16 protein-coding genes are annotated in these 18,057 nt (G+C 55.8%); 8 read left to right on the top strand and 8 right to left on the bottom strand.

What is annotated here, in order from left to right; all coding sequences use genetic code 11:
• Window positions 1-45: 45 nt before the first annotated feature.
• The gene (locus GOV79_RS19730; RefSeq protein ID WP_170417838.1) at window positions 46-1,104 is read right to left on the bottom strand and encodes an ABC transporter substrate-binding protein; all 1,059 of its coding nucleotides are present in this window, start codon (window positions 1,102-1,104) and stop codon (window positions 46-48) included.
• A gap of 520 nt (window positions 1,105-1,624) precedes the next feature.
• Between GOV79_RS19730 and GOV79_RS19725 the strand changes: the two genes are divergently transcribed.
• The gene (locus GOV79_RS19725; RefSeq protein WP_093037018.1) at window positions 1,625-2,257 is read left to right on the top strand and encodes a tyrosine-type recombinase/integrase; all 633 of its coding nucleotides are present in this window, start codon (window positions 1,625-1,627) and stop codon (window positions 2,255-2,257) included.
• 122 nt (window positions 2,258-2,379) lie between these two features.
• Here the strand turns inward: GOV79_RS19725 and GOV79_RS19720 are convergent, their stop codons facing one another.
• From GOV79_RS19720 to repA, 5 genes are all read right to left on the bottom strand, one after another.
• The gene (locus GOV79_RS19720; protein ID WP_170417841.1) at window positions 2,380-4,041 is read right to left on the bottom strand and encodes a caspase family protein; all 1,662 of its coding nucleotides are present in this window, start codon (window positions 4,039-4,041) and stop codon (window positions 2,380-2,382) included.
• 329 nt (window positions 4,042-4,370) lie between these two features.
• Entirely contained in the window at window positions 4,371-5,480 is a 1,110-nt protein-coding gene (locus GOV79_RS19715; RefSeq protein WP_170417844.1) for a Fic family protein, read from the bottom strand.
• A gap of 154 nt (window positions 5,481-5,634) precedes the next feature.
• Window positions 5,635-6,690, bottom strand: coding sequence for a helix-turn-helix domain-containing protein (locus GOV79_RS19710; RefSeq protein WP_170417847.1), 1,056 nt, complete (start codon window positions 6,688-6,690; stop codon window positions 5,635-5,637).
• Window positions 6,691-6,867: 177 nt separating this feature from the next.
• Window positions 6,868-7,836, bottom strand: a complete 969-nt coding sequence (gene repB, locus GOV79_RS19705; RefSeq protein WP_170417850.1) for a plasmid partitioning protein RepB — start codon at window positions 7,834-7,836, stop codon at window positions 6,868-6,870.
• On the bottom strand, window positions 7,836-9,020 hold the full coding sequence (gene repA / locus GOV79_RS19700) for a plasmid partitioning protein RepA (RefSeq protein WP_170417853.1): 1,185 nt from the start codon (window positions 9,018-9,020) through the stop codon (window positions 7,836-7,838). Before repA ends, repB begins: the two co-directional genes overlap by 1 nt.
• An 836-nt stretch (window positions 9,021-9,856) precedes the next feature.
• On the opposite strand from repA, the gene GOV79_RS19695 reads away from it, so the two are divergent.
• Both GOV79_RS19695 and GOV79_RS19690 read left to right on the top strand, forming a co-directional pair.
• Complete coding sequence (locus GOV79_RS19695; RefSeq protein ID WP_170417856.1) at window positions 9,857-10,114, top strand: type II toxin-antitoxin system ParD family antitoxin; 258 nt, start codon at window positions 9,857-9,859, stop codon at window positions 10,112-10,114.
• The gene (locus tag GOV79_RS19690) at window positions 10,111-10,455 is read left to right on the top strand and encodes a type II toxin-antitoxin system RelE/ParE family toxin (protein WP_170417859.1); all 345 of its coding nucleotides are present in this window, start codon (window positions 10,111-10,113) and stop codon (window positions 10,453-10,455) included. Before GOV79_RS19695 ends, GOV79_RS19690 begins: the two co-directional genes overlap by 4 nt.
• Window positions 10,456-10,509: 54 nt before the next feature.
• Here GOV79_RS19690 and GOV79_RS19685 read toward each other — a convergent pair whose 3' ends face one another.
• On the bottom strand, window positions 10,510-11,565 hold the full coding sequence (locus tag GOV79_RS19685) for a tyrosine-type recombinase/integrase (RefSeq protein ID WP_170417862.1): 1,056 nt from the start codon (window positions 11,563-11,565) through the stop codon (window positions 10,510-10,512).
• A gap of 230 nt (window positions 11,566-11,795) precedes the next feature.
• On the opposite strand from GOV79_RS19685, the gene GOV79_RS19680 reads away from it, so the two are divergent.
• Complete coding sequence (locus GOV79_RS19680) at window positions 11,796-12,461, top strand: hypothetical protein (RefSeq protein WP_050605729.1); 666 nt, start codon at window positions 11,796-11,798, stop codon at window positions 12,459-12,461.
• Window positions 12,462-12,465: 4 nt separating this feature from the next.
• Here GOV79_RS19680 and GOV79_RS19675 read toward each other — a convergent pair whose 3' ends face one another.
• Entirely contained in the window at window positions 12,466-13,485 is a 1,020-nt protein-coding gene (locus GOV79_RS19675) for a transporter (protein WP_170775027.1), read from the bottom strand.
• 326 nt (window positions 13,486-13,811) lie between these two features.
• Between GOV79_RS19675 and GOV79_RS19670 the strand changes: the two genes are divergently transcribed.
• The 4 genes from GOV79_RS19670 to ccmI are packed head-to-tail and all read left to right on the top strand — an operon-like array spanning window position 13,812 to window position 18,010.
• Window positions 13,812-15,806, top strand: coding sequence for a heme lyase CcmF/NrfE family subunit (locus GOV79_RS19670; protein ID WP_170417870.1), 1,995 nt, complete (start codon window positions 13,812-13,814; stop codon window positions 15,804-15,806).
• A gap of 4 nt (window positions 15,807-15,810) precedes the next feature.
• Window positions 15,811-16,380: a DsbE family thiol:disulfide interchange protein gene (locus GOV79_RS19665; RefSeq protein ID WP_170417873.1), complete on the top strand. Its 570-nt coding sequence runs from the start codon at window positions 15,811-15,813 to the stop codon at window positions 16,378-16,380.
• The gene (locus GOV79_RS19660) at window positions 16,377-16,865 is read left to right on the top strand and encodes a cytochrome c-type biogenesis protein (protein ID WP_170417876.1); all 489 of its coding nucleotides are present in this window, start codon (window positions 16,377-16,379) and stop codon (window positions 16,863-16,865) included. The genes GOV79_RS19665 and GOV79_RS19660 overlap by 4 nt, the downstream gene beginning before the upstream one ends.
• Window positions 16,862-18,010 (top strand): c-type cytochrome biogenesis protein CcmI, encoded by a 1,149-nt coding sequence (gene ccmI, locus GOV79_RS19655; RefSeq protein WP_170417878.1) that lies wholly within the window; start codon window positions 16,862-16,864, stop codon window positions 18,008-18,010. The genes GOV79_RS19660 and ccmI overlap by 4 nt, the downstream gene beginning before the upstream one ends.
• Window positions 18,011-18,057: the final 47 nt, after the last annotated feature.

Raw genomic sequence — 18,057 nt, 5'->3', positions numbered from 1 at the left:
GACAAAAATGGGCGCAGCACAAGATGTGCCGCGCCCAGATATTTTTTACTGTTGGATCAGCGTGTCAAACTCTTCGGTCAACTCGCCCAGCTGGCCGATGTAAAAGTTCGGATCGACCAGAAGCTGCTTGCCATAGTTGTCGGGATGTGTGTTGACCTTCACTGCCATCTCATCCGAGATTATCCCGGTGCCGAAGGCACCCGAATTCACCGGACCCAACGGCATGGTCACCGCCAGCCTCGCCTGTGCTTCGGCGCTCAGCAATTCGTTGATAAGGCGCATCGCGTTGTCTTTATTCGGAGCCCCCTTGGGAACCAACAAGCAGTCCACGTCCATCGTGCCGCCATCAAAGGCATAGGCCACATCAATGCCCGACGCGATCACGCTTTCTACGCGGTTATGGCCCATATGGATCACGTCCACTTCGCCGTCACGCAGCAACTGCGCCGATTGCGACCCGCCGCGATACCAAACGGTAACTTCGGGGGCAATCTCACCCAGCTTGTCCCATGCGCGCGCCTTGCCCTCATTCGTGGCCAACGTGTCATAGATCTCGGCCATCGGCACACCATCCGCCATGAGCGCGGCTTCGAGGTTATAGTTCACCTTGCCGTGCATACCGCGCTTGCCGGGGAAGTTTTCCAGATCCCAGAACTCTGCCCAATTGGACGGGCCATTGTCGCCAAATGCATCCTTGCGATAGGCAATCACCTTGGTGAAGTTGATGAAGCCGATGTAATTGTCATGGATCAGCTCTTTCGGAATGCCTGTGGTGTCAACAATCGAATAGTCGATCGGCTCAAGGCTGCCTTCCCGGCTCAGGGTTTCACACGAAGGCAAATCCTGTTCTGTAACGTCCCATGCAACGGCACCCGCCGTGATCTGCGCGCGCACGTCCTGAATGCCGTTTGTCGTATCTTCCTTGACAGTGATATTCAGCGCACCAGCGGCAGGTTCCAGCATGGCTGAGCGCAAGGCATCCTGAAACGAGCCTCCCCAGGACGCAAACACGACCTCTCCCTCGGCAAAGGCAGGCGAAGCAATGGCCAGGCCACCTGCCACTAGCGCCGTGGTGAGCTTCAGTTTTTGGTTATCTTTCATCATGTCAGGCTCCTCCCGAACTGTTGGTTGGTTTGTGGCTTCGCGACATGCGCGGCTCCACATAATCATTCGCAATCGTTTCATCTAGCAAAACGTCATTTCAGTTTTACTAGAGCTGATGTTGGAATTGGTCAAGGATTCTTTTGCCCCGTAGGATTCACACTCCCGTTTCCTGAGCATCAGAGCCTGGAAAATCTCGCAATTCGCGCATTGGTGCAGCATTCATCTGGGTTCGATCTTGCACATATGGCGTCTGAAGCGATCTTCGTCTGACCCGAAGTTAACTGCCACCGATTGAAGCATTTGGTGGAACGTGCGGACCGCAAACTCTCACTCGCTTTGCGTTGATCCGCGAATTTGAGTGGCAGCTTCTTGACAGTATGCGCCAATTGATCCTGACGACAGAATTGGTCAATTTGGGCTCAGCCCCGACCTCGGATGCGACGCAGCATCCCGTGATATGGAGGCATCGTCAACGTCAGGTTGTCGTTGTGGGAGGGCATGGCGGATCGGAGGATCAGTCATGGAAACACCAAACTTACCGGCCATTCGTGCGCTTCGCCCGGCTTGGAACAAAGGGCGCATCGTTGGGCAAAAACGGCCACTGAAACCAAAACACGTCTGGGCAATCCGTGTTCGACTTGAACTCGCCGAGAACCATCGGGACCTGGCGCTGTTCAATATGGCAATCGACAGCAAACTGCGTGGCTGCGATCTCGTGAAGATGAAAGTCGTCGACGTGATGGCGTCCGGCCAGATCAAGGAACGAGCTTCGGTGTTGCAAAGCAAAACGCAGAAGCCGGTTCGTTTTGAAATCTCCGAAGGCACACGCGCCTCGGTTGAAAAGTGGATGGAAGATGAGCTCATGGTCGGCTCGGAGTACCTATGGCCGGGTCGTTTCCATGAACGCTTGCACATCTCGACACGCCAGTACGCCCGGATCGTCCGGGATTGGGTCACGTCGATCGGTCTGGAGGCCAGTGCATACGGAACGCATTCGATGCGGAGGACAAAAGTCACACAGATCTACAAGAAGACCGGCAACCTGCGGGCGGTCCAGCTGCTACTTGGGCACACCAAGATGGACAGCACCGTCCGGTATCTCGGTGTTGAGCTGGAAGATGCGCTTGCGATCGCAGAGGCCATTGAAATCTAACAACTTGGGCCGTCTTCGCGGACGGCCCAAACAAGACCTTGGCGAAATCTGCGGCGAACAGCGACGAGGAGCCCAGAGCGACGGTCTTCTTGCGGAGCAGGCAAGGACATCGCTTTAAAGTTTCAACTGACACGGCGTATTAGAAAATTCAGAAAAAACTGCCCGTCAATCCTGCGCGGCTCGTAGACAAGCCTTCTTCCTGGCGAAAGTCCTTCGGGCAGTTTGACGCTTATATTGACCTTATAGGGTGTCGCCTGCCCGAAATGCGAACTCAATGTGAAGCGCAATTTCAACTGACCGGAGTCATCGAATTTGCCAGTGAAGTCCCTAAACCAAGGCCCTTCGGCCGCAAAGCCTTGGGCAGATAGCAAGGTCAGCTTGTCTCCATTGCGATTGATGCGCAAGGCTGCAAGTGGCTCGATTTTTCCGGGGAAATAGGCCTTGTCGGGCCGACTGGTTGTTTGCCAATAATCATCGTCCCATCTGCGTCTGATTAAGACAATGTAGTCACCATCAAAAGTCGCGAAAGACGGCGCGACCAACTGATTACAGACTCTTCCTTGCTCTCCTCGAAGTGCGGCAAGAGTTTCACTGGTCTCGAGGCTCTCAGGCGTCAGTCCAAGATTCTCTCTAGCGCTGATATACCGAGAGAAAGCAGATCTCGTGCGTGGGCCCGCAACACCGTCCGCTGTGCCAGCGCTGCAGCCAACGCGATTTAGCTCAGTTTGTATATCACGGATCAGGCTGCGCGTCTCTGTATCATCCTTCGCGCTTTGAGGCGATGTCGGCACAAGAGCTGCTACTTTGTCTCGCGCAGTACTACTGTTGCCCGGCACTTCGTCCTTCTGGTGCTCAGCAAGCAAGTCGTCCCGCAACGAAAGGGCGAGCGCGACTGCAAAATGATCCCTTTCGCCTTCGTATCGCTCCAGAAACATCTCGATCGCATCAAGCCTTCCGAGCGAACGCGCAAGTTCAAAGTCCGCATAAATCTGGTCTTCGACACGCTCAATTTCTTCCTCTGGCGTCGAGCCTGCAGCCGCATCTGGAACAAGAAAAATGTCTCTGGCGGGAAGCGAGCCATAAGTAAATGGCTCCTGATAGCCTTCTGTCAGAGTGTAAACCCTGTCGCGGACTCGCCGAAACAACTTGCCAATCTCAAGTCCGGGTTCCTCGATGTGGTTGAGCAGAGCCTGAGCATAGGGGCTGTTGCGGCCATCGCCGTCAAGCGCCAGCGTTCCGCTCCTTGCAGCATATCCAACCAACACACCTCCCGGATCGATACGTGCAAGTCCGCGTCCAATTGAGCGGGTGCTGTTTGTGCGCTCCATAGTCGCGAGGAATGGATTGTTGCGGCAGGCGTCAACCAACACGATCTTCAAGCCGGGTGCGCCCGCGATGGAGCTAATCAATGTGTTGAGGCGGATTGCCTCGAGTTCGATGTCACGGTCGCTCCGCAGTTCCGCACTGACAGGGATCAGGAAGTTCGTGTTGTCCAACTCGATGCCGTGGCCGGCGAAGTATACGATGACCGACTCGGCGTTTTTTGCCTTTTCTCCAAAGTCACGTATGGCAAGGCGCATGTCGCGGTAATCCAGATCAAGACCTGTTGTGACCTCAAACCCGATCCTGCGCAATGCCTCTGCAATGTCGATCGCATCATTCGACGGGTTTTTGAGATTGCTGACATGTTGGTAGTTCGCATTGCCAATTACCAAGGCAACTTTGTCCGCCAGCACCATCGCAGGCAGAAAACAAAACACAACTGAGAACAGGATACGCTTCATGTGAAATATCGCCGTTAACGCGTCTACCATATGAACGTTTCCACACTTTCGGAATTCAATCAATATGACCGGCGTGGACAAGCTCTAGCTCGGCTTAGGCCGCATAGCGGAGTTCGGGATTGACACGACGAAGGTTCGTTTCCCGCCCATTGCGCCAGTTTCGGCATGGACCATTCATATGAAGTACGAACTCGGAGCCGCCTTGCGGCGGGACAGAAAGATGCTCGCTTGGGAAGCTATCTAAACGTCAGCTTCCGCATTTCCTGCGAGCATGCGTAGCGACTGCAGCGAACTTCCACTTCCCGCGCTTCGTGCCGTACTTCAGCCCCCTACCCGTCCCGATCTAGCTTTAACCAATATCGCGTGTACCGGAGTTCACCCGTTCGGATCAAAGCGCCCTTCTCTACCAGGTTCTGGAGATCCCGCGTTGCTGTGGCGCGCGATGTTCCCGTGATCGAGATATAGTTCTCAGCGCTCAATCCCCCTGTGAACCCATCCGGCCCAGCCTTGAACAAACGGGCGATTACCTTGCTTTGGCGAGTGTTGAACTGATCACGGTACCGATCATAGAAGTGCGTCTTGGAAATAAAGAAACCAACCCGCTCAAGCGTCACCTGCTGTGCTGTAAGGACAGTTTCGGCAAACCAGACGAGCCACGGTGTGACTTCCAGCGTCTTTTGATGGCGTTCGAGTTGGTCGTAGTAAGCCTTCCGCTCTCGCTCGATCGTGAAAGCAAGGGCAATCAGACTTGGCTGACCGATATTCTGGGCCAAGGACTTTTCAGCCAGCGCCCTACCCAACCGGCCATTGCCGTCCTCAAAGGGATGAATGCTCTCGAAATACAGATGGCTCAAACCGGCCCGGATCAGTGCGCGCAATGGTTCGGGACCATCCGGTGCGGTCCGGTTGAACCAGGCTACGAACTGGTCCATTTCAGCCGGAACCTGATGTGAAGGTGGAGCTTCGAAATGCACCGTTGGGCGGTCGAGCCTGCCTGAGACGATTTGCATCGCATCCTCATGGCTCCGGTATGATCCAATCGTTTCCAGATGCCTGTCATGGGACAGAAGCATGTCATGCCACCGAAACAGGGTGTCGTGTGACAGTGGTTCCGAATAGTTGGAATAAACATCCACCATCATTTCAGAAACGCCCTGCTCGCGCGGTTTGGATGGATAGCTGTCGGGAGCCAGTCCAAGATGTCGGCGCAAGGAAGATTGCACGCTGAGACGATCCAGCATCTCACCTTCGATCGCGCTGGTCTTCATTGCTTCTTCGCTTAGCAGGTCGATACGCAATTGATCTCGATCCGATGTGTTCACATGATGAACCGCTCCAAGAACTTCCCCTGAGGACAACAGGAACTGTTGCTCGTATGGTTCGAGTCTTGCGGCGTCGTAACGAAAGGTAGGCCAGTCAGGGTTCTGCCAGTTCCACATCGTGAGGTATAAGCTTCCTTTCTATAACTCACTATTTATGGTTGCGTGATTTATAGAGGTCAATCCTATAGCTCACCTTTTTCAGACCCTTCGATCCAGTCATCACTTGGAGGTGTAATCTGAAAACGGTAAATTTCATCCTGTTTCCCCAAATTTACGTAGCATTGGATGTCCGCGAGAGCATTGCCTTTGGAGACAATTCGCCCTTTTCGATCTTGGCCAGCAACGAAATCAGGTAAGCCCCTGGAGATTGTATGTTCTCAGCACGTTGAAAGATGTATCCGAGAACAATGAAGCGAATAGCTGGGCCAAAAGTTGATTTCATTGCATACCAGGTTTGGCCAAGCCGTAGATACTCGGCGATATCATCCATAAGCCGATCACAGTGGTGCTGATCTTTTGCAAAGCGTAGTTCTGAGCATAGCCGTGGAAAACTGCGCTCCATTTGGTCTGGAGAAACCTGAATCTGAGAAAGCTTTTCTTTCTTAACTTCCGGATTCAAAGAGTCCTCTTTGTGCCCCTCAATTTCACTGTCACTGGCCCTCAAATTTTCTGTATCAGTCTGTGTTATCTCGGAGATTTCCACAGAGATTTCTGCCAACAGCTCGCTGAGTACATTCGCATCTGGTTTGCGACGCAGAGCATTGCGTACGGTGGTCACCAAATCAGAGATCGCGGTGTCATTTGCTACGAGTTCCTTAAGGCGCGCCAGAGCGGCGGAAACTTTGTCACGGAGTACAGTGAACTCGAGAACGCGATCAGCATGCCTCTGGGCTTCCTGAATGAACTCAGCGTGCCGTTCAGACAAAGGCATCAAGGAGAGCCCAGTTGCGGTGACCACCCTGCCCTGGCGATCCCGGCGCGCCCATCGCTTACCGTTTGCGCTCATGACGCGGCGGATAAGTCCAAGGTCCACCAGCGTCGAGATATGACGCTCAACTGTCTGCACGCTGACATGAGTTCGTTTGGCTATCGCCGCGTTGGACGCGAAACAGATGTGATGATCATCCTGGTCCGCAGCAATCTGATCACCGCCCATAAAGGAAACCATCGCTCTCAGGACATTGAGAGTTGTGGATTTTAACCCAAGAGGTTCTCTGGCCTCTTCAACGGCGCGAAGAAGTATCCATTTTTTGGGCGTACTGTTCCCCTGCCCTGCCGTTCCCGACAAGGTCGCTCCAATTGGAGCCAATGCTGTTAGTGTTTTCATGATTATCTATCGGCAGACAAAAATTACCCGTTCGCTCAAGAGCGTTTTTTCTTGTGTGGCGATTCGGGTGCTGCTAGATTCTAGGTGTCTAATCTAAGAATTGCGCTTTGCGCAGCAGCCCTCGAAGCTCCGGTTTCGGGGGTTTTGTTTGTTTGCCTTCCTCCTTTCTGCTCGTCCTCAGTTCTTTTTCTTGGCGTTTACAGCTGTAAACTCAGCGTGTGAGCGCTTAATGATTTCAGCCATGTTTTCGTCCAACCAGCTAGCGAAGCCAGCGTTAGCTCCGGTCCTTTTGACCGAAACAGTTAGTGATCCGTTGGTAGATTTGATTGTAACGCCTTCGATTGGGTTGAGTTCGGCTGCACCTTCTCTTTGTCTTGCACCGCGTTTGGCAGCTGCTTTTAGGAGCATTTCCAGCCGATCATCTGACGACATCGATGGCTCAATGGTTGCAAGAAGATTTGCAGCTTCATCTTCCGCTAGCTTGCCTGCAACGAAGTGCTCTGCAAGCACGGTCCATTTTGGGCGGCCTGATTTTGGGGCTGCGCCGATCATGTCACCAATCTTTGCAGGAACATGTTGCGTAATTTTTGTCAGGTGAGACAGCCCTGATTTCGAAACGTTCAATACTTGCCGCACCGTTGCCGTGTCATGCCCGGAAGTCAGGATCGCCTCGGCGAAACGTGCTTTCTCGTAGAAGGAAAGATTGCGCCTCGCAGCATTCTCAAGCCCTTTGGCGAGAAGCGCTGAAGCATCGTCGATATCCTGAACATTGGCGCGGACTTTAATACCAAGTTCACGACAGGCTTTGAGCCTCCTCCGTCCATAAATTGCCTCGTATCGACCGTCGGATTTCGATCTTCTGACAAGAATGGGAACTTGTTGGCCACCGTCTTGTATACTCGACATCAAGCTTTCAAAACTATCGTCTTCTTCGTCAATGTTTACAGCTGTAAACTCACCGAGCCTATCGGCAGGCCCCCAGTCGTCGATCAGAGCAGGGTCAATTTCCCTGATTGCGGCAAGAGAGCCCTGAAGCGCACCAAGAGCAGGGGCATTGGGTTTTGGAGTTTTATCGATGGCCTTGGGGCCAGAGCGCGCGATGGTGTTTGCGATCCCCGACATCTCCTGAAGCGACTTTCTAGCCATTAGCTGCGTCCCCATGCTTGATGGATCATTTGCTCTACCTCAGAGCCGATCGCATCCATTGAGTTCTTTGCCCGATCATAAGTTGCGCGTGTCATTTCTGACCGCACGACTTCGTAAATTGATTGTTTGAGCATTGTGGCGTCACTGACCGCGGTGCTTTTGAGGGCTGTGGCTGACATAACGCGATCCTGAAACAGTGCCCGCATGAACGAAGCCAGTTGTTGAGACGGTACGTCTGTTGGCTCGTCACGCGTTATCAGGAATTTGAAGTTGTCGTATTCGAGCGTAGCGCCGGCATCTTCAATGACTGCCATGTAAGCACCAGCGAGTTCGAGAAATTGAGCCGTCGAAGACACGTCCAGCATCGAAGGTGTAAGTGGCACAAGCAATGAACTGGCGGCCGCCATCCCAGCAATTGTCAAGAATCCTAGCTGAGGTGGGCTATCAATCAGAACAAGGTCAAAATCTCCTTCCACCTGGGCCAGGGCATTCCGTATTCTTGTAAAGAACGGATGGTCTGGGTTGGAGTGAACGGCAGATTCTGTCTCAAATTCGGAAAGAACAAGCCGTGACGGAGCCACAGAGAGACCGGGGAAGTACGTCGGAAGCACGACGTCCGCCATATCTACCGGATCTTCATATCGAATAGCATCGTAAATCGTCAGCCCGTCAAACTCTATTTCGGGGCTTATGCCGCACATGGATGTAAGAGAGCCTTGAGGATCCAGATCAACAGCCAGCACACGGTAACCGCGAAGCGCAAAATAGTGAGCCAAGTGAATTGTTGTGGTGCTCTTACTGCTGCCGCCTTTGAAGTTCATCAACTGCCAGACTTGGAGCTTTTCTCCTTCAGTCCGGCGAGGGACATAGCGCCCTTTTTTGCGTGAGGTTTTCTCAAGCGTTTCGCGAGCCTCCCAAAGTTCTTGGGCAGTATAGTAACGCCTACCGCTGCGTACGTCATTCGGTTCAGGAATCGTTCCCTCTGCGTGGACTTTGCGCATGAATTGACCTGAGACTCCTAAGAGTTCAGCAGCTTCTGGCGCTGCAAAATTTCGCAGTGATTTGGTGTTGTCGGGGGCAAATGCAGCAAGTAGATGTTCCCGGATAGCCGAGTTTAATCTCTCAGATATTTCCGTGGCGAGTGCCGATGGTCTTTCTGCCGCAAGTGGTGTCACGGGAATCATGTAGTTGCCTCAAATTAAAGAATGTGGTCATTTTTGCGCCACTTGAGATAAACAGCCGTGATTCATAGCACTAAGTCAAGGATTTTCGCCTATATTGTAGGTTTTCCAACGCGGAGGACTACATACGCTTTGCATCAGAGCAGGGTGGTTTACAGTTGTAAACTCGGTTGAGCGGGATCATGGGTTCTTTCAGTCGATGAAGTTCTAACGTAGGCATGCGAAGGCATTCCTGTAAAACTCCTCCCTATGCTCCGCTTTGAGTAGAACGCCTCTAGCATGGAGTTGGAGTGAAGGCCGAACGGCTTTTGGCGCAAATTGCGCAATTGGGAAGGGCAGGGAGCTAGTTGAGCTGATTGGTCAAATTCTCTCACCAACAATTTCGTTATCGAGTTTTCTGCGATACCAACTTCGTAACAATACTTCTGCGCCAGTACGGGAGTACGATGCGGTGAGAATGGCATGGCGATCTGGGTCAGATACACCGAGCTCAGCCCGTGCGCAGAGGAAAACACGCGAACATTCCGGCTAGAGTCAGCCGCTCGCCAATTGCCCAAGAAATGGCATACCGTGAGGGCGGGGTTTCGGGAATTGTGCGCCTGTAAGTTGCGACGGAACACGGAACTGTCCTCGATCCAGTGCAGCTGTGCTTGCGCGGCGCGGCTTTTGACGCAAGTCTCTACCGTCATTGGATTCATATGGGATCACAGACATGATCCGTGTGTTCACGTCCCATTAGCGTCCATAAAACCAGCTTGCTCGAATTAGTGATTTTGGGCTCCTCAATCGTTGAACAGACGGTCTCGTTGGCATATATTGCCAAAAAGGAGGCTTACGCCATGGTAACCCGCAATGTTGTACTTACAGAATCGCAGGATCAACTGGTGCAGAATCTGGTTGCGTCCGGTCGATATCAGAACGCCAGTGAAGCGTTGCGCGCCGGCCTTCGGCTTTTGGAGCGGGAAGAAGCGGGGCTGGAGTCTCTCAAACAAGGCTTGCAGGAGGGTGTAGCGCAGGCTCAGGCCGGAGATTTGGCAGAAGGCAGGGGTTCGGATGCGATCCGTCGTGCCTTTGCAAGGGCACGAGCCAAGGCGTGACCAGACCCTTTCGACTGACACGCCGCGCTGAATCCAGCCTGGTGGAAATTGCCCGATGGACCATCGACAAGTTTGGATCGCATCAAGCCGATCTTTATGAACAAGAACTAATAGCGCGCTGTCAGGCCATCACAGAGGGCAGGGTGGCCAGCCGAAGTTGTTCTATATTGGTCGAAGAGGCGGCGGATCTCAGATATGTGCGCGCAGGAGAGCATTTCCTGGTTTATCTGGATCAGCCGGACGCGGTGATCATTGTTGATATCCTGCATTCCCGTTGCGATCTGCCGCGACATGTTTCCGCGCTGGCCACGTTAACAGATGCGACAGGAAACAAGACATAGGCACAGCAGCCGGAGTTTCCCTCAAGCGGGGATTATTAAATAGTCAGTAACTACTCACCCCAGTAGATCAGTCGCCGGGTTATCCGCGATGTCCACATCGTCGTAGTATTTCTGCGCCTGGGCCATGGAGCGATGCAGGGAGAGGCGCATCGCGGCCTGGATCGGGGCGCCGTCCAGCGCGGCCTGGGTCAGGAAGCCCGAGCGCAGCCCATGGGGGGAAGCGAACCCGTCCGGCAGGCCCGCCAGTTTCGCCCGACGCTTGACGATCTGCGCGATGGCATCCGGGCTGAGGCGGCGGGTTAACACCCGATCGGCTTTTGAAACAGGCCGGAACAAGGGGCCGTCCTGAATCTCACCCACCTCGATCCAATGGGCCAGCGCTTGGGCTGCGCGGCCTTTCAACACCAGCCGCGGCGTTTCACCTTTGGTTGTCGTCTTGGTCTCCAGCAGTGAAATCCAAACCAGGCTTTTCTCGTCGAACTCCTTCAGCGAGACGTCTTCAAACATCAACCCGGTGATCTCCGAGCGCCGTCTACCACCCGAAGCCCAACCCAGCATCAAGATGGCGCGGTCGCGGCAATCCCGCCGGGACCCCCGACAAGTGGACAGCAACTGCTCGAGCACATCGCGGGTAATCGGTTGCTGCGATTTTGGGGCAGGGGGCCGGGCGGCGGCGCGGCGCGCCTTGGCACGGGCCTGCTTCACCTGCGGCGCATCAAAAGGGCTGGTCAGGTTCTTCATTCGATGAAAGGCCAGCCAGGAGGCGATGCGCCGGTCCAGCGTAGAAGGGGCCGGGCAGGCGAGGGACTTGCGTAGCCCTTGCGCGATCAACATCTCGGCACTCTGACGCGCGACATCCTCGGGCGCGGCATCTCCCAGATCGCGGGCGTGATCGAGAATGAAGGCCAGCGCTGTGGCCTCGCTCTCGGGCCAGTCCAACGGCACTCCGAACCGTGCTGCCTTCCAGGCCGTTACATAGAGCAAATCGCGCTCATAGGCCCTGAGCGTGTTGGCGGGTGTGCCGCGGACATAGAGATCGGTCAGGGCGTCCTGGTCAGACTGCGACAGGGCAGGGGAGGGGGCGGGGAGATAGGGCTCAGGGGTGCTCATACGGCCCACTCTGCGCCCATTTTCCCGCAAAATCAATTATACTTGATAAGGGATACTTATCGAGTGTAACTTGAAACTGATAGCGCAACAAAAGTAACGAGCAAAAGTAACAGATTTTGCGCGTAAAGTAGGTAGAGGGCTTGCGGAATAATAAAATCGGAGGTTCTGTCGCAGGTCTGTAAACCAATTGGCATCGACATTGCGCTGGAACCGTTGGCAAACTAAATGAAATGAACAGATATTTTGCCACTGAATTGCCTTTCTGGAAGTTTGCCAGAAACACGCTGATCGTCAGTTGCCTTGCGTTGTTTCCGCTGTTGGCCATCTTCGTTTTGCGCACGCCGGGCTTTGCGACGCACCTCCTGAACAGTGGTCCCGCGTTTGTTCGGTTTTTGCGTCAGGTGGTGACGAATGGGTTGCCGGTCGTTTTCCTTTTAAATTATCTCAGCTTTTTTCTTTTCGCCGTTGGGGTAAGGGCGCGGGGCAGGGGGGCCATCCCGGCCCGGTATCTGCTAATTGACCTGCTGCTACGGGCCGTCCTGTTCATCGCGCTGCACGCGCTGATCTACGCGCTTTCGGCAGACTGGTTCGGGTCTTTCGGCGGTGATCCCGTAGTGGCGTTGCGGGTAGTCGGTCCGACGCTGGTACGCTCCGCCTACTTCGAGAACATCTCAGGCGTTTACCTGTACGCCACGCTGGTCGGAGCGCTGCCGCTATACCTATCCGTCGTTCAGAGCCAGATCGCCCACGGTACTGGATTTGCAGCCCAACTGGCACGTCGCGTACCTGGGCGCGGCGGACCTGTGACATTGGCCCTGCTACTGATGGCGGTGTCAGTGGTCGTTCTGACCACCGCGGCGGCGCTGATTGTCCGTTTACAGTCGGTTTGGGGCTGAAGGGTCAGAACGCCCTGCGTATCGCGAAGGAGACTGCGTAATCGCGTTCAAGCTGGGGCCCATCCAGATCTTGATACACAGGGATCACGCCCTCGATACCCAGGCGCGTGCCCGCCAAAACGCCCGACCCCGGCACAAGGTAATTCACTCCGATTCCGATACTCAGAAACTGGCCGCCGCGCAGGGTCGGATCAGCGGTGGGCACCATGCCTGGGTTCAGGCGCGCATCCGACCCGTCAATGTTTTCCACGATGTCGCCGACCACCCGCAACGAGGAGCTGAACTGGTCATTCCAGCGCCGTGCACCCCAAACTGTTGCTGAATAGACGTCACCCAAGGTGTAACCGGCATCATTCTCACCCATCCGGATCACGGCGGCCAGCTGGGCGCCCCAAGACCAATCCGCGTTCTGGCCCGTATAGGTGACGCCCGGCAGCAGGTCGTAGGTGCCTGAACCCAGTTGCATGGGGTAGGGCAGCAGCTGGTCCGGCCCAGCTGGCGTGGTGTCGGTCTCGTCTATCGAGCCAGTCGGCAGACTGAGGCCAAGAGATAGTTCCAGCACCTGCCCGTCGGATTTGTAGATATCATATCCGCCGATGATCTTCAGATCGCCAAACCCCTGTGCCCTGGTCTTAAAGGTCTGGCCCATGCGGGTCTGGTGCTTCATCGTCTTGCGGGTATAGGGCAGCATCGCCATCACCGAGATCTCGTCGGTCACACCGTACATCAGGCCGACCATCGCCATGTTCATGCTCATGCTGAGCGGCGCGATCGGATACTGCGACAGAACGTTCGAGGTAGACAGCGACTGCGTTCCGGTACGATTTCCGTCCATCTCCATGTTCATGTAAGAGAACACAGGCATCAAAACACCCTCGGGTGGATGCATACCGCCAACGACACCCGTTGGCGGCACCGCGTCGGGGCGCATCATCCTGGACATGCTTCCCATACCTGACATGTTGCTGGAGGCTTGCGGGTTCATCGCCACGTTGTCAGCCGGACGGGTTTCCGGTTGGGCCATGGCAGTTGACCCAAGGCTCAGCCCCCCAGCCAGTATTACAGCCTGGAGGCGTTGCCAGACGCACGTAATCTTGCTGTTGCTCCGTGTCATGATGCCCTCGTGTTCGTTTGTTTCCTGAGTCCCTGCCCTGAAAACAAAGTGTTCGGTACGTCCATCGGTGAAGTCGAAATGGTGGGGGTCTCCAGCGCTGGAAGGTCAAGGCCGCCGGCCAGATTTGCGCTCGTCAAGCATGCATCAGCCGAAGGGGGTGCGGCAATAATGCGCTTGACCCTCCAGCGCTGGATTGTCGGACAAGGCCGCAAAACCGGAAATCCGGAGGGATTGGAATGATACCGGAAATCGGGCAGTTCGCCCTGGCGCTTGCCCTGGCCGTGTCCTTGGTGCAAAGCGTATTTCCCTTGATTGGAGCAGCACGGAACAATGTCATGTGGATGCGATCGGCATCTGCGACCTCGGTCCTACTGACAGCGCTGGTTGCTATCGCCTTCGCCGCTCTGATGTGGTCCTTCGTGGTCAGCGATTTCACTGTGCTAAATGTGGCCAGCAATTCTCATTCGCTGAAACCGATGCTTTTCAAGGTGGCTGCGACCTGGGGTAGCCACGAAGGGTCGCTGCTGTTGTGGATTCTGATATTGGTGATTTTCGGGCTGGGTGTGTCTCTGTTGGCTCGGAACATCCCACTGAAACTCAAGGCGCGCACTCTGGCAGTGCAGGCCTGGATCAGCGCGGGGTTCCTGTCATTCATGCTGTTCACCTCGAACCCGTTTGACCGGGTGTTTCCGGCACCGCTGGATGGTCAGGATTTAAATCCGCTGTTGCAGGATGTCGGCCTGGCTATGCACCCGCCGTTCCTATACCTGGGTTACGTCGGCTTCTCTATCGTATTTTCTTTCGCCGTGGCTGCCCTGATTGAGGGGCGGGTCGATCCGGCATGGGCGCGGTGGGTCCGACCCTGGACATTGGCGGCCTGGGTGTTTCTGACACTTGGTATCGTTCTGGGCAGCTGGTGGGCCTATTACGAACTGGGTTGGGGCGGCTGGTGGTTCTGGGATCCGGTCGAGAATGTCTCGTTTATGCCCTGGCTTGCTGGCACAGCGCTGTTCCATTCGGCCATTGTGACCGAAAAGCGCGGCAGCTTCAAAAGTTGGACGATCCTACTGGCCGTTTTGACCTTCTCGTTGTCCTTGTTGGGGACATTCATTGTCCGCTCAGGCTTGCTTACATCGGTCCATGCGTTTTCGGTCGATCCCGAACGCGGCATTTACATCTTGGCGCTGTTGGCTGTCGCGATCGGTGGTTCATTGACGCTGTTTGCCATACGCGCACCGGAGATGGAGGGCGGCGGTCTTTTTGCCCCGATCAGCCGCGAGGCCGGTTTGCTTATTAACAACCTGCTGCTGGCCACCGCAACGGCGACGGTTCTATTCGGTACGCTTTATCCGCTTTTGCTTGAGGCTGTGACAGGTGAAAAGATTTCGGTTGGACCACCTTATTACAACGCCAGTTTCGTGCCGATCATGCTGGTTCTAGTCGTTGTAATGGGGATTGGGCCGCTGTTGTCATGGAAGCGGGCGGATTTGCGCGGTGTTCTGTCCCGGCTCAAATGGGTGGCCGGGGTTAGCCTGCTCGTAGCGTTGCTTGTGTGGTATCTGGATACCGGCGGCCCAGCCTTGGCGGTAGTGTCGATCGGCCTTGCGGTTTGGTTGCTGGGCGCTGTGCTGACAGAGTGGGCCAGCCGAATTAAGCTGGGTGAGGCACCGTTGGCCGAGTCCCTGCGTCGGGCCCGCAGCCTACCGCGTTCTCATTACGGCATGGTCGTGGCCCATGCGGGGTTGGCTGTCTGTATGATCGGCTTTATCGGGTCCAGCGCTTGGAAATCCGAGGTCGTGACTTTTGCCGAGCCCGGAACACAGATTGAGATAGCAGGGTTCGACGTGCGTTTTGACGGTGTGGAACAGCTTCGCGGTCCGAACTATCTGTCTCGCGCGGCCACACTGACGGTATTTCGCGATGGCGCTTATGTCACCACGCTTCAACCCGAGCGCAGGGCCTATCTCGTGGCGGGTACCAGTACGACCGAGTCAGCAATTCGAACGACGTTGGCAGGGGACCTTTACGCCTCAATATCGGAACCGGCGGCGGAATCAGAACAGAGCAAATGGACCCTGCGTATCTTGTATGAGCCATTGGTGGTCTGGATCTGGATAGGTTCAGGATTGTTAGCATTTGGTGGTGTCTTGTCACTCTCCGATCGGCGTCTACGCGTCGGTGCACCACGAAAACGGACTGGGCAGAGCTCCGTTGCGGTGGCGGCGGAGTAGGGCAATGAAACGTCTATTTGCACTGTTCCCAATTACGATTGCCGGCATCCTGGGTGCCTTCCTGCTATGGGGACTGAATCCCGATCGCGATCCAAACGAAATCCCGTCTGTTTTGATCTCGCAGCCGGTGCCTGAGTTCGACTTGCCGCCGGTCGAAGGGCTGGATACCCACGGGCTGTCCAGTACCGATCTGGTGGAAAATGACGGGTCAGCTCCGATCGTGGTCAACGTGTTTGCGTCCTGGTGCGTGCCCTGCCGGGCCGAACATGCGGTGCTGACGCGTATGGTACGCGATGAGGGCATTCGCCTGATGGGCATTAACTACAAAGACAAGCCGCAGGACGCGCGGAAATGGCTCGACGATCTGGGCAACCCTTATGAGCGCATCGGTTCCGACCTGGACGGCCGAGCCGGGATCGAATGGGGGATTTCCGGCGTGCCGGAGACCTTTGTGATTGATGGCGCGGGCAAGGTCGTATTCCGTTTTGTCGGCCCGGTGCTGGGCGACGAGGCAATTTCAAAGATGCGCACCGCGCTGGATCAGGCGCGGGCGGCCGGAGGAGAGGCGTCATGATACGTCGCATTGTAATTACCGCGGTCACTCTGGCGATGCTGGTGTCGCAGCCGGCATTCGCGGTTGAGCCCGACGAGATACTTGCAGATCCGGTATTGGAAGAGCGGGCCCGGGCGATTTCGAAACAGGTGCGATGCGTGGTGTGCCAGAACCAAGACATCGACAGTTCTAACGCTGGCGTGGCGCGCGACCTTCGTCTGCTTGTGCGCGAACGGCTGGTGGCAGGCGACACGGACCAGCAGGTTATGGACTTTCTGGTTGCGCGTTATGGCGACTATGTTCTGTTCAACCCGCCATGGAAGCCATCAACTTACATTCTGTGGGTTGCGCCTATCGTCATCCTGGGGCTGGGTGGTATCGCGACTGCAGCGGTATTGACCCAAAATGCGCGCCGATATCGGAAGTCGCGAAAACAAGAGACGGAACGCGGCGCGAGCGAAGAACGGAATCCCGAAAACCATTCACTCACGGAGCCGCACGCATGATCTGGATTATCTTTTCATTCATGGCCGTGGCGGTGTTTCTGACGCTCGCCCTCTCCGGCCTGGGGCGCAAGACCTCGGACTTGTCGAGACGCGAAAGCGCCTCTGCCATCTTTTCCGACCAGATCGGCGAAGTGGAGAAGGACCTGGAACGAGGAATTATCTCAGCCGAAGAGGCCAAGGCCGCCAGAGCCGAGATAGAACGTCGCCTGAAGGCGATTGACCGGCAATCGGACGACAAAGCGATAATGGGCCATTCCGGGCGTGCGCTGATTTTACTTGCCGCGCTGGTAGTTCCAGCGCTCGGAGCCGGTCTTTATTGGCAACTGGGTAGTCCCTACATCCCCAGCCAGCCATTTGCCCAACGCGAGGGGGAGCAGGCCGAAGCCCGTGAAATCGCCGACCTTGCCGTGCGCCTGAAGTCGCGGCTTGAGGCGGATGAAACCGGCGGGCCAACCGAGGGATGGGTGTTGTTGGCTCAGACCTATATGCGTATGGGACGCTTTGGAGATGCCGCAGACGCGTTCGAGGGGTTGCTGGACCGACCCAATGCGAATTCAGCGCTGGTGTCGCAATATGGCGAGGCGTTGGTCTATGCCGATGACGGTGTCGTTACGCCCAAGGCCGATCGGGCGTTTGAACGAGCCTTGGAACTGGACCCATCGAACCCAGCAGCGACATTCTACAAAGCCATTGGTCTGGAGCAGGCTGGATCGCCTGATAAGGCCTATGACCTACTGAAGACGCGGATGGACGCCGAAGAGGAGTTCCGGCCATGGATGGAGAGTTTTGTGGCCCAGCTTAACCGCATCGCCCCGTCGATCGGACGGGCTCCGGTGAATCTGGCGGCTTTTGCCCCTTCCATGCCCGGCCCAACTGCCGATCAGGTGGCGGCGGCCGAGGAGATGTCAGACGAAGACCGGCAGGCCTTCATCCGCTCGATGGTCGAACGGCTTGCGAGCCGGATGCAGGAAAACCCAGGCGATCTGGACGGCTGGATGCGGCTGGGCAACGCCTATTCGGTGCTGGGCGAGACCGACGGCGCCCGGAACGCCTATGGCAGGGCAAGGGATCTGGCGGATGACCTGCCGCAGGGGGATCCGCGCAAGGTGGCAATCGACCGGGCATTGCTGGAACTGGGGGGTTGATTCCCGCAGCCCGGCGTGGATCGGGCCGGCGCCGACTTCGCGCTGAT

It is taken from the genome of Ruegeria lacuscaerulensis (assembly GCF_013034745.1).
GTDB classification, from domain to species: domain Bacteria; phylum Pseudomonadota; class Alphaproteobacteria; order Rhodobacterales; family Rhodobacteraceae; genus Ruegeria; species Ruegeria lacuscaerulensis_B.
This window is presented reverse-complemented; position numbering and strand designations above follow the sequence as displayed.